The sequence below is a fragment of the Streptomyces sp. NPDC005017 genome (genome assembly GCF_042873115.1).
Lineage (GTDB): Bacteria > Actinomycetota > Actinomycetes > Streptomycetales > Streptomycetaceae > Streptomyces.
Window position 1 is genome coordinate 71864 of the sequence record NZ_JBIALD010000025.1, and the last position, 11779, is coordinate 83642.

Here is an 11779-nt window from a genome sequence, read left to right on the forward strand (position 1 = left end):
GACGAGACCGGCACTCCGGCCAACTCGGGGTGAAGCAGCCGTTCGCTCGGTGTGCAAGAGGTGTTCACTCGTTGGGGTCGTGGTCGCGTTCGGGCCGTCCTCTGTTCGACGAGACTGGCGTACGGTCTCGGAACTGCCTGGTGAATCAGGTGGGGTTGGACGGGCCGGAGTGGGGAGAGGGGTGGCGTCGTTGATGTGGGACGAGGCGGAGTGGGGCGGTCGGGCGGCATGCCGGGGCACGGACCCGGAGGGACTGTTCGTCGAGGGAGCCGCCCAGAACCAGGCGAAGGGCGTGTGCTCGGGCTGTCCCGTGCGGACCGAGTGCCTCGCCCACGCGCTGGACCAGCGCATCGAGCACGGCGTCTGGGGCGGCATGACGGAGCGCGAACGCCGCGCCCTGCTGCGGCGCCGGCCGCTCGTCACGTCCTGGCGAAGCCTCCTGGAGGCGGCCCGGATCGAACACGAACGGCAGCGCGTGGTCGCCGCACCGGAGCCGGCCACCGCGGTGGGCTGACACTCCGGCCGACGGTGCCGCCCCGGCGCGGCCGTTCCGGACCGCGCCTGCTTGCCGGGATTGCCCTCTTCCGGCGGAGGCGAGCGCCGGGGATGCCGCCAACAGGCCCGGTGGGCAGGGACGTTCGGGCCTGGGGGAGGGGCCTGTAGCCCCTCTGGGCGGTGGGGGCGGCGCGGGACATTGGTGGGGCGGCGAGAGCCGTCCGTCACCAGTACGTCCCAGCCCTGGAAGGGATGAACGACCATGGCAGTGCACAACCACCCCCACCGGTACCCGAGGTTCCGCTTCACGTCCCCGCGTCGGGCCGTGAACTCTCCCGCGTCCGCCGAGCCGACGGCCACGGCGGCGACCGCGTCCCGCGCGTACGTGCTGGCCGGGCTCCGCTTCCTGATGGGGTTCGTCTTCCTGTGGGCGTTCCTGGACAAGACGTTCGGCTTCGGTTACGCCACCCCGTCCGGCAAGGGCTGGATCGACGGCGGCTCGCCGACCGAGGGATTCCTCAGCCGCGTCGCCGTCGGCCCGATGGAGTCCGCCTTCCATGACTGGGCCGGGGCCGCCTGGGCGGACTGGCTGTTCATGCTGGGGCTGCTCGGCGTCGGCCTGGCCCTGATCGCGGGTGTCGGACTGCGGATCGCGGCGGCCGCCGGCACGGCGATGATGGCCTTGATGTGGGTCGCGGAGTGGCCGCCGGCCAGGCACCTGTCGGACGGGTCCGCGAGCATGTCGACCAACCCGTTCGCCGACTACCACCTCGTCTACGCCGTCGTGCTCGTCGGCCTCGCCGCCGCGGGCGCCGGCGCCACCTGGGGGCTGGGCAGGGCCTGGGCGCGACTGCCCTTCGTCAGCCGTCACCGCTGGCTGCGGTGAGGCCGTGTGCAGGTCGGACAGGGGCACCTCCGCTCTACGGCGGAGGTGCCCCTGTCCGTGTGTGCTCCCTCCCACAGCCAGAGGTCAAATGCCCCGGTAGCACCGCATTCGTGCCGATATGCGGCCGACGGAAGGTGCGTTCCAGGGGCGGCAGGGCCGGGCGGCACTGGCTCTTCCGCCCGCGATCGCGCAAGATCTGTGCCAGACACGTACCGGTACCGGACCGACGGGCGAGGTCCGGTGCGGCATTCAGACAGCGCAGAACGAGGAGCGACCGATGGCGGACGGCGAGCAGCCGGGCCCCGACAACCCGATCCGGGTCTTCCTGCTGGACGACCACGAGGTGGTGCGGCGGGGGGTGCACGACCTCCTCGACACCGAACCGGACATCACGGTCGTCGGTGAGGCCGCCACCGCCGAGCAGGCACTGGTCCGCGTACCCGCGCTGCGGCCCCAGGTCGCGGTGCTGGACGTGCGGCTGCCGGATGGCGACGGCGTGACCGTGTGCCGGGAGCTGCGGTCGGCCATGCCCGAGCTGGCCTGTCTGATGCTGACCTCGTTCGACGACGAGGAGGCGCTGCTGGACTCCATCATGGCCGGTGCGTCCGGGTACGTGCTGAAGCAGATCAAGGGCACCGACCTGGTCTCGGCCGTACGCACGCTGGCCGCCGGCCAGTCCCTGCTCGACGCCAGCGCCACCGCGAAGCTGATGGCCCGGCTGCGTCAGGACAAGGAACCGCAGCCCGACCCCGAGCCCGACGCCCTGCCCGGCCTGACCGAGCGGGAGCGGGAGATCCTGGCCCTGATCGGCGAGGGCCTGACCAACCGCCAGATCGGGCAGCAGCTCTTCCTCGCGGAGAAGACGGTCAAGAACCACATCTCCCGGCTGCTGGCCAAACTGGGCGTGGAACGGCGCATCCAGGCCGCCGTCATCGCCACCCAGGCCAAGGACCGGCTCGGGCGGTAGGGGCGGCTACAGCAGGCTGGTCCAGTAGGCCCAGAAGCGGGTGAGGACGAGCAGCGCGATCACGCCGTACCAGGCGCCGAGCAACAGCCAGTGGGTGTCCCTGAGCAGCTCCACGGCAGCACGTGGCGCGGGGACGTCGCCGCGTTCCAGACAGCGCAGGGTGACGAACCAGAACAGGGCGATGGTGACGACCCAGACGACGGCGCAGTACGGGCAGATCTTCCGGAGCTCGTAGAGCGACTGCACGATCAGCCAGTGCACGAACACCACGCCCACCAGCGCCCCGGCGTCGAGCGCGAGCCACAGCCGCCGGTGCAGCCGCGCCCCGGACAGTACGGCGACGCCCAGGGCGGTCACGGCGGCGAACGCCGCGAGGCCGAGCAGCATGTTGGGAAAGCCGAACAGGCTGCCCTGCGGGCTGGACATGACGCTGCCGCAGCTCACGACCGGGCTCAGGTCGCAGGGCGGCTGATAGGCGGGATCGCGCAGCAGTCGCCAGTCGTCCAGGGTGAGCTCGAAGGACGCGAGCCAGCCGACGATCCCGGTGAGGACCATCACCCACCCGGTACGCCGGTCGAGCCGCCGGACGGTGGTGTCGTCGGGCGGCTCGGTGAGCGCGCGCGTCATGCGGCCCGTCGGGAACCGGGGGCCGACCGGGTCCGGCGCGTGCCCGCCGGGGCCGTGGCCGTGGTGGGCCGTCGCCGGTAGACGAGATACGGGCGGGCCAGGTAGCCGATCGGGGCGCTCCACACGTGCACGAGCCGGGTGAACGGCCAGGCCGCGAAGAGCAGGCAGGCGGTGAGGGCGTGCAGCTGGAACAGCAACGGTGCGCCGGCGACGGCCTCCGGCTGCGGCTGGAGGACGAACAGGCCGCGGAACCAGACGGAGACGGTGGAGCGGTAGTCGTAGCCGGCGCCGAAGACGTTGTGCGCGAAGGTGGCGAGGATGCCCAGCAGGACCGTGGCGGACAGCAGCGGGAAGAGCAGCTTGTCGCTGCGGTCGGTGCCCAGCCGGATGCTGCGGTTCAGCAGCCGGCGGGCGCACAGCATGCCCAGTCCCGCGACCATGGCGACGCCCGCCACCGAGCCCGCCCAGACGGCCGTGGTGTGGTAGGCGTGCTCGGTGATGCCGACGGCCTCGGTCCACGAGTCGGGGACGGCGAGCCCGACCACGTGCCCGGCGATGACCATGAAGGCGCCGAGGTGGAACAGCGGGCTGCCGAAGCGCAGCCAGCGGTGTTCGAGGAGCTGGCTGGTGCGGGAGGTCCAGCCGAACTGGTCCTGCCGGTAGCGCCAGATGTGCCCGACCACGAACACGGCGAGGCAGATGTAGGGGACGGCGACCCACAGGAGCAGATCGGCACCGCTCGCCGGGGCGGCGGCCGAGAGGGAGTGCGCGGTGTTCATCGTGGGCCTTCCGTGTGAAGGGTCGGGGCGGGCGGAACCCGGGTCGGCGGGGCGGGCATCGGCGGCGTGAAGGTGCCCGGAGGCGCGAACTCCCCGTCTCCGTAAAGCCCGTTGGACCCGTCGGAGCCGTAGGGGTCGAGGCCGACGTCCTCGTTCGGCGGGCCCTCGGCGACGAGGCGGGCCACCGCCGCGCGGTCGGCCTCGCTGGCCGGCGGCAGCAGGGTGAGCAGCGCGGCCAGGACGTGCCGGTAGGGCGAGTCGGCGTCGGTCAGGGCCCGGTGGATCAGCTCCAGGCCGCGCCGGTGCTGGCGCAGCGGTGCCTCGCCGCCGCCGGGTCCGGCCAGGGCGGCGAACTCCAGCACGACCGGGAGGTGGTCGGGCAGTTCACTGCCGTCGGTGTCCCAGCCCGCGGCCCGGTAGCGCTGGGCGAGGGTGAGCAGGGCCATGCCGCGGCGGCGGGTGTCGCCGTGCAGGTAGTAGGTGAGATACAGGCTGCTCCTGCGGCGCAGGTCGAACGTCTCGACGTAGTGCCGTTCCAGCGCGTCGGGCTCCTGGCCGGTGAACCAGGCGGTGAAGGACGCCAGGTGCTTGGCGGCCGGCGAGGGCGGCAGCGCCGCGACGGTGGAGTCCAGCACCGCCCGCGAGGCGGTGAGTTCGGCGTCGGGGTACTGGAGCAGCAGCGAGCACAGCCGCAGGGTGAGGGTGCGTGCCTCGGCCTCCTCGCGGGTGAGCCGGGCGGGTCGGCGTACGGCCGCGCGGACGCGGGTGCGCACGAGCGCGGGAATCGTGGCCGTTCTGGGTGTCCCCTGGGCGGCGTTCGGGCGGGGGCTCATCAGCGGTCTCCGGCGGTGTTGCGGCGCAGGGTGGGGATGCCGAGCATCACGCGGCCGCGGGGGGAGCCCTCCGGGTCGCCGGAGGACTCGACCGGGCAGCGGTTCTCCATCGCGGTCAGCGCGGCGGCGTCCTCCTTGTGCGCGGCGGGGACGACGTAGCGGTCCTCGTACTTGGCGACGGCGAGCAGCCGGTGCAGGTCCTCCGCCTCGCGTGCCGTGAGGCCAACGGCCCGGAGCGCCGCCTCGTCGCCGTCCTCGCCCAGGGTGCGTTCGCGCATGTACGAGCGCAGGGCGGTGAGTTTCATCAGCACTCCGGCGACGACGTCGGTGTCCCCGGCGGTGAACAGCTCCGCCAGGTACTCCAGCGGGATGCGCAGCCGGGTGACGGCGGCGAAGACATGGTCGGGGTCGTCCTGGTTGCCGCCCGCCGCGTCGACGGCGTCGAGGACGGGGGACAGCGGCGGCACGTACCAGACCATGGGCAGGGTGCGGTACTCCGGGTGCAGGGGCAGGGCCACCTTGTAGCGGGAGACCAGGTCGTACACGGGGGAGCGGCGGGCTGCCGCCAGCCAGTCCTCCGGAATCCCCGACTCCTTTGCGGCGGCGGCGACTTCGGGGTCGTTCGGGTCGAGGAACACGTTCCGCTGGGCGTCCAGCAGGTCCCGCTCGTCGGGGGTGGCCGCCGCCTCGCCGACGCGGTCGGCGTCGTAGAGGAGCAGGCCGAGGTAGCGCAGGCGGCCGACGCAGGTCTCGGAGCAGACCGTGGGCTGTCCGGCCTCGATGCGCGGGAAGCAGAAGGTGCACTTCTCGGCCTTGCCGGTGGCGTGGTTGACGTACACCTTCTTGTACGGGCACGCCGTCACGCACATCCGCCAGCCCCGGCAGCGGTCCTGGTCGACGAGGACGATGCCGTCCTCGACCCGCTTGTACATCGCGCCCGACGGACAGGCCGACACGCAGGCGGGGTTGAGGCAGTGCTCGCACAGGCGGGGCAGATGGAAGAGGAAGGTCTGCTCGAACTCGAACTTGACCTTCTCGGCCCACTCGCCGCTCAGGTTGGGGTCGGCGCCCGCGTTCTCGGCGGCGCCGCCGAGGCCGTCCTCCCAGTTGGCGCCCCAGGTGATGGCGGTGGGCCGGCCGGTGAGGACGGAGCGGGGACGGGCGACCGGCATGTCCGGGCCGGCGGGGGCGCTGATGAGGTTGTCGTAGTCGTAGGTGACCGGCTCGTAGTAGTCCTCGATGCCCGGCAGGTCGGGGTTGGAGAACAGTGACAGCAGCCGCTTGACCCGGCCCCCGGAGCGCAGGACCAGGCGCCCCTTCTTGTCGAGCATCCAGCCGCCCTTCCACTGCTCCTGGTCCTCGTAGCGGCGGGGGTAGCCGACACCGGGCTTGGTCTCGACGTTGTTGAACCAGGCGTACTCGACGCCGGTGCGGTTGGTCCAGGTCTGCTTGCAGGTGACGGAACAGGTGTGACAGCCGATGCACTTGTCGAGGTTCATCACCATCGCGATCTGTGCCATCACTCGTCCGATGGGGGCTTCGCCACGGGACATGTCAGTACTCCACTTGCTGGCTGCGGCGGCGGATGACGGTGACCTCGTCGCGCTGGTTGCCGGTCGGGCCGTAGTAGTTGAAGGCGTAGGTGAACTGGGCGTAGCCGCCCGCGAGATGGGTCGGCTTGAGCAGCAGCCGGGTCAGGGAGTTGTGGATGCCGCCGCGCTTCCCGCTGACCTCGGTCTTCGGTACGTTCACGTTGCGGTCCTGGGCGTGGTACATGTACACGGTTCCCTCGGGCATGCGGTGGGTGACCACGGCCCGGCAGGCGACGACACCGTTGCGGTTGTACGCCTCGATCCACTCGTTGTCCTTCACGCCGATCTTCTCGGCGTCGAGGGTGGACATCCAGATCACCGGGCCACCGCGGGACAGGTCGAGCATGTACTTGTTGTCCTGGTAGTTGGAGTGGATGGACCACTTCGAGTGCGGGGTGAGGTAGCGGACCGTGACCTCCGCCCGGCCGTCCTCGTGCAGCTGCTCGTCCCCGTAGTGCCGGGGGGTGTTCAACGGCGGCCGGAATACGGGCAGTTGCTCGCCGAGTTCGGTCATCCAGTCGTGTTGGACGAAGAAGTGCTGCCGGCCGGTGAGGGTGTGCCAGGGCTTCTTGTGCTCGACGTTGATGACGAAGGGCGAGTAGCGCCGGCCTCCGGTCTCGCTGCCGGACCACTCGTACGACGTCATCACCGCGCGCGGCTGGGAGCGTGTGTCGGCGAAGGTGATCCGCTCGGCCTCCCGTTCGGAGGCGAGCTCCACCAGGCCCTCGCTGCCGGTCTGCCGCTCCAGTTCGCGGAAGCCCTCGGTGGCCAGGCGGCCGTTGGTGGTGCCGGACAGCGCCAGGATCGCCTCGCACATGTCGGTGGCGGTGGCCAGGGACGGGCGGCCCGCGGCGATGCCGTCCCGGACGGTGCCGCAGCGCCGCCGCAGCTCGTCCAGCTCCTGGTTCGGGTGGACGGTGACGCCCTTGGTGGTGGTGCCGAGGGTGTCCAGCAGCGGGCCGACGGCGCGCATCTTCTGCGCGGTCGCGGCGTAGTCCCGTTCGATGACGACGAGTTTGGGCATGGTCCGGCCTGGCACCGGTTCGCACTCACCGGTCTTCCAGTCCCGTACGACCCCGCCGGGCTGGGCGAGTTCGTCCGGGGTGTCGTGCAGCAGCGGCACGGCGAGGACGTCGGTGCGGGTGCCGAGGTGCTCGGCGGCCAGGTCGCTGAAGCGGTCGGCGATGGTGAGGAACGTGTCGTAGTCGGTGCGGGCCTGCCAGGGCGGGGCGATGGCCGGGGTGAAAGCGTGCACGAAGGGGTGCATGTCCGTGGAGGACAGGTCGTCCTTCTCGTACCAGGTCGCGGCCGGCAGGACGACGTCGGAGAGCAGGCCGGTGGAGGTCATCCGGAAGTCCACGTCGACCAGCAGATCGAGCTTGCCCTCGGGGGCCTCGTCCCGCCACACCACGTCCTTCGGGCGCTGCCCGGGCGGAGTCTCCTCGGAGCGGACCGCCGCGTCGGTGCCCAGCAGATGGCGCAGGAAGTACTCGTTTCCCTTGCCGGAGGAGCCGAGCAGGTTCGCCCGCCAGACGGTCAGCACGCGCGGGAAGTTGGCCGGGTCGTCGGGGTCCTCGGCGGCGAACTTCAGCCGCCCCGACTTCAGTTCACCGACGATGTGCTCGGCGACCGGCCGGCCCGCCGCCTTCGCCTCCTCTGTCAGGTCCAGCGGGTTGCGGTTGAAGCCGGGGTGACCGGGCGTCCAGCCCAGGCGGATCGCCTGCGCCAGACAGTCGGCGAAGCCCTTGCCCTGGAAGCGGCCCTCGCCGAGCGGGGAGGCCAGCTCGTCGGGCCCGAACGCCTCGTAGCGCCACTGGTCGGAGTTCAGGTACCAGTACGAGGTGCCCGCCATGTGCCGGGTGGGGCGCTGCCAGTCGAAGGCGAACGCCAGATGCTGGAGCCCGGTGACCGGGCGGATCTTCTCCTGGCCGACGTAGTGCGCCCAGCCGCCGCCGTTGACGCCCTGGCAGCCGGTCATGGTGAGCAGGGCCAGGAACGCGCGGTAGATGGTGTCGGAGTGGAACCAGTGGTTGGTGCCGGCGCCGAGGGCGATCATCGACCGGCCGTTGGTCCGCTCCGCGTTACGGGCGAACTCCCGCGCGATGCGGGCCGCCTGCTCGGCGGGGACCGAGGTGATGGTCTCCTGCCAGGCCGGGGTGTAGGGCTCGTCGGCGTCCTCGTACGACGTCGGCCAGTTGCCCGGCAGACCCGGGCGCCCGACCCCGTACTGCGCCAGCATCAGGTCGAAGACGGTGGTGACCAGGCGCCCGCCGACGCGCCGTACCGGCACGCCGCGCACCATGACCGAGCCGCCCTCCGTGCCGCCCTCGTCGAAGCGGGGCAGCGCCACGGCCACGGTGTCCTCGGCGCTGTCGAGCAGGCTCAGCTCGGGCACGGTGTCGCCCAGGTCGAGGTTCCAGCGGCCCTGCTCGGCCTCCCCCCAGCGGAAGCCGAGCGAACCGTTCGGCACCACCGGCTCACCCGTGGCCGCGTCCAGGAGCACCGTCTTGGACTCGGCGTGCTCCGTGTCGTGCCCGAGGTCGGCCGCGGTCAGGAACCCGGCCGGGACCAGCCCGCGGTCGTTCTCGCGCAGCGCCACCAGGAACGGCGCGTCCGTGAACTTCCTCAGGTAGTCCTGGAAGTAGGGCACTTCACGGTCCACGAGGAACTCGCGCAGGATGACGTGCCCCATGGCCATCGCCAGCGCCCCGTCCGTGCCCGGGTGCGGGGCCACCCACTCGTCCGCGTGCTTGACGTTGTCCGCGTAGTCGGGGCTGACCGCGACCACCTTGGTGCCGTTGTAACGCGTCTCGGTCAGGAAGTGCGCGTCCGGCGTGCGGGTCACCGGGATGTTGGAGCCCCACATGATCAGATAGCCGGCGTTCCACCAGTCGGCGGCCTCGGGGACGTCCGTCTGGTCACCGAACACCTGCGGCGAGGCGACCGGCAGGTCGGCGTACCAGTCGTAGAACGACAGCAGCGTGCCGCCGATCAGCGACATGAAACGGGCACCGGCCGCGAACGACGCCATCGACATCGCCGGGATCGGGGAGAAGCCCGCGACCCGGTCGGGGCCGTACTCCTTGATGGTGTGCACATGGGCGGCGGCGACCAGCTCGGACACCTCGTCCCACTCCGCGCGCACCAGGCCGCCCTTGCCGCGGGCCCGCTTGTAGGCACGGGCCTTCGCCGGGTCGCCGGTGATCTCCGCCCAGGCCGCCACCGGGTCGCCCAGCCGCTTGCGGGCCTCGCGCCACAGCTTCAGCAGGGCGCCGCGGACGTAGGGGTAGCGGACCCGGCTGGGGGAGTAGGTGTACCAGGAGAACGAGGCACCGCGAGGGCAGCCGCGCGGCTCGTACTCGGGGCAGTCCGCGCCGATCGACGGGTAGTCGGTGGCCTGGTGCTCCCAGGTGATGATGCCGTCCTTGACGTACACCATCCACGAGCACGAGCCCGTGCAGTTCACGCCGTGCGTGGAGCGCACCACCTTGTCGTGGGCCCACCGGTCACGGTAGAAGCCCTCCCACTGCGGATCGCCCGTGCCGAACACGGCGCGGCCGTCGGCGGACACCTCGCGGCGGTTCAGCAGCCTGCGGGCCGCCAGCGGCCAGCCCTCCCCGTCTCGCGGTGCCTGGTGCCGTGCCTTCTGATCGTTCTCCATGGCCAGAAAGCTAGGCGCCGCACCCCCGGCCGCACCTGGGGCCTGCGGTCCCCGCCCGGCGACCTTCCGGCCCAACCTGGCGGTCCGGGGTAGGGCCCAATGGTCCCGGTGCTTGGGCCCGGTCGGCCGGTGGCCGGGCCCGGTATCCGTTGCATGCTGGGCGGCGAACGAACCGCACGTGCCCGACCGCACGACCGCGTTCCCGTCCGCCAGGCGGCCAACTCCCCCGACCCCGCCTGCCACGGGCACGGTCCGTACGGCGAGCGGCGCCCGGTTCGGTCACGCGTCCGGCCGCTCCTCGCGGCCGGACGTGGCACCCCGGTGCCCACGCCTTGGAGTTCTCCGGCGCCCGCACCCCGGGGTGCGCTCCCCCTATCCGCACCGGCCGGCCGAGCCGTCCGTGACCCGCTGGAGACACCGTCATGAGTGTGCTGACCCTCGCCTCGGTCCCCGAGGACGCCACGGCCCTCCAGAGCGCCGAAGCACATCACGCCCGCCTGGCAGGGGAGTTGGCCGGCCGGGTGACCCTGCTGCTCACCGCCGTGGACCGCGACCCGGGCGCCGCCGAGCGGATCCACGCCGGGCTCGTGGACTTCTGCGACCGCTCCCTGCTGCCGCACGCCGCCGCCGAGGAGGCCGCGCTCTATCCCGTCGCCCACGCCAGGCCCGAGGCCCGGCTGCTCATCGAGAGCCTGATCGGCGAGCACCGCTGTCTCACCGCCCTCGTCGACGCCCTGCGCACCGCGCCCGACCCGGCCGGCGCCGCCGCCGACGCGCGGGCCCTCCAGGTGCTCTTCGAGGAGCACGTGGCCAAGGAGAACGGCCTCGTCCTGCCGCTGCTCGCCATGACGCCGGAGGTCTCCCTCGCCGCACTGCTGTCGGACATGCACCGGCGGTTCGCCCACGACACGAACGGCGTGAGCCCCGAGAAGGACCGGGACACCCAGCAAGGAAGGGCTGTGGAGGAAGAGCGGACCGAGGAGACCGGCGGCTGCGGCGGGGTCTGCGGCTGCGGCGGCGCCGAGGAGCCGGCCGAGCCCGAACTGGACGTGCGCGACGTGCCGCACGCCCTGCGCCACGCCACGGTCTTCGGGGCACTGGACGCCGTCCCCGCGGGCACCGCGATGGTGCTGGTCGCCCCGCACGACCCGCTGCCCCTGCTCGCGCAGATCGAACAGCGCAGCCCGGGAGTCTTCGGCGTGGAGTACCTGGAGCGAGGCCCCGAGGCCTGGCGGCTGCGGCTCAGCCACTGCTGACCGGCAACCTCCCAGCGGGGCACGGGTGTTGAGCGACGTCCCGGCAGCCACACACCCGCCCCGCCCCACATATCGTAGAAAGCAGGACAAATCATCGTGAACAGACCCCATCGTCGAGCCGGGCTTCTGCTCGGGACGGTCGGCACGGCCCTGGCAGTCGCCGGACCCGTCATGGTGTGGCGCGGCAGAAGCGGCAGGAAGGAGATCCGTACCGAGCTGGCCGCCCAGAAGATCACGTTCCCGGAGCGCGGACTGCCCGCCGGACTCGTCTCCTACGCCGGCCGGCGCGTGGAGACCGGTCCGCAGGCCCACGCCTACGCCGAGTTCATCAACGGCAACGTCGCCCATGCCACGGGCGGCCGCACCTACGCGGAGATCAGCGCCGAGGCACACGACAGCGACGACGAGAAGCTCGCCGACCTCCGTCAGACGGCGTTCATGGGCCAGACCCTGCGCGCCTCGCTGATGTCCGCCTGTCAGGCGTGGCACCTCACCACCCTGGTCACGGCCCTCGGCGCCGCGCTGACCGGTCTGGGAGCCGCCCTGGTGGCGACCGCGGACGCCCTGACGACCCCTTCCCCGAACCGTTCCTGACCATGCGGCGGCGCGCACGGAGAGGGGCCGGGCGTCCGTCCCGTCCGGGGACGCCCGGCCCACGAGGCGCTGCGCGCACGCCGTCGCCC

The 11779-nt window shown here is 72.0% G+C and carries 10 protein-coding genes; 5 read left to right on the forward strand and 5 right to left on the reverse strand.

The genetic code is table 11. The features are described 5' to 3' along the window. Nucleotides 1-193: 193 nt before the first annotated feature. The 3 genes from ACFYR0_RS29995 to ACFYR0_RS30005 all read left to right on the forward strand — a co-directional run bounded on the left by ACFYR0_RS29995 (nucleotide 194) and on the right by ACFYR0_RS30005 (nucleotide 2348). On the forward strand, nucleotides 194-514 hold the full coding sequence (locus ACFYR0_RS29995) for a WhiB family transcriptional regulator (RefSeq protein ID WP_389335052.1): 321 nt from the start codon (nucleotides 194-196) through the stop codon (nucleotides 512-514). A gap of 243 nt (nucleotides 515-757) precedes the next feature. Beyond that, a complete protein-coding gene (locus ACFYR0_RS30000) occupies nucleotides 758-1381 on the forward strand; it encodes a hypothetical protein (protein ID WP_389334895.1) in 624 nt (207 codons plus the stop codon). A 277-nt stretch (nucleotides 1382-1658) separates the two neighbouring features. Continuing rightward, complete coding sequence (locus ACFYR0_RS30005; RefSeq protein WP_389334898.1) at nucleotides 1659-2348, forward strand: response regulator; 690 nt, start codon at nucleotides 1659-1661, stop codon at nucleotides 2346-2348. 6 nt (nucleotides 2349-2354) lie between these two features. Here ACFYR0_RS30005 and ACFYR0_RS30010 read toward each other — a convergent pair whose 3' ends face one another. From ACFYR0_RS30010 to ACFYR0_RS30030, 5 genes are read right to left on the reverse strand one after another with little or no spacing between them, the layout of a single operon-like run. Next, nucleotides 2355-2975 (reverse strand): vitamin K epoxide reductase family protein, encoded by a 621-nt coding sequence (locus tag ACFYR0_RS30010; protein ID WP_389334901.1) that lies wholly within the window; start codon nucleotides 2973-2975, stop codon nucleotides 2355-2357. Next, nucleotides 2972-3754 (reverse strand): respiratory nitrate reductase subunit gamma, encoded by a 783-nt coding sequence (narI, locus tag ACFYR0_RS30015; RefSeq protein WP_389334904.1) that lies wholly within the window; start codon nucleotides 3752-3754, stop codon nucleotides 2972-2974. The genes ACFYR0_RS30010 and narI overlap by 4 nt, the downstream gene beginning before the upstream one ends. Beyond that, a complete protein-coding gene (gene narJ, locus ACFYR0_RS30020; RefSeq protein ID WP_389334907.1) occupies nucleotides 3751-4587 on the reverse strand; it encodes a nitrate reductase molybdenum cofactor assembly chaperone in 837 nt (278 codons plus the stop codon). The genes narI and narJ overlap by 4 nt, the downstream gene beginning before the upstream one ends. Next, complete coding sequence (gene narH / locus ACFYR0_RS30025; protein ID WP_389334910.1) at nucleotides 4587-6140, reverse strand: nitrate reductase subunit beta; 1554 nt, start codon at nucleotides 6138-6140, stop codon at nucleotides 4587-4589. Before narH ends, narJ begins: the two co-directional genes overlap by 1 nt. 1 nt (nucleotide 6141) lies before the next feature. Next, nucleotides 6142-9840, reverse strand: a complete 3699-nt coding sequence (locus tag ACFYR0_RS30030; RefSeq protein ID WP_389334913.1) for a nitrate reductase subunit alpha — start codon at nucleotides 9838-9840, stop codon at nucleotides 6142-6144. Nucleotides 9841-10262: 422 nt separating this feature from the next. On the opposite strand from ACFYR0_RS30030, the gene ACFYR0_RS30035 reads away from it, so the two are divergent. Further along, nucleotides 10263-11096 (forward strand): DUF2249 domain-containing protein, encoded by an 834-nt coding sequence (locus ACFYR0_RS30035; RefSeq protein ID WP_389334916.1) that lies wholly within the window; start codon nucleotides 10263-10265, stop codon nucleotides 11094-11096. A gap of 96 nt (nucleotides 11097-11192) precedes the next feature. Then, nucleotides 11193-11690, forward strand: coding sequence for a hypothetical protein (locus ACFYR0_RS30040; protein WP_389334919.1), 498 nt, complete (start codon nucleotides 11193-11195; stop codon nucleotides 11688-11690). The last annotated feature ends 89 nt before the right edge of the window (nucleotides 11691-11779 follow it).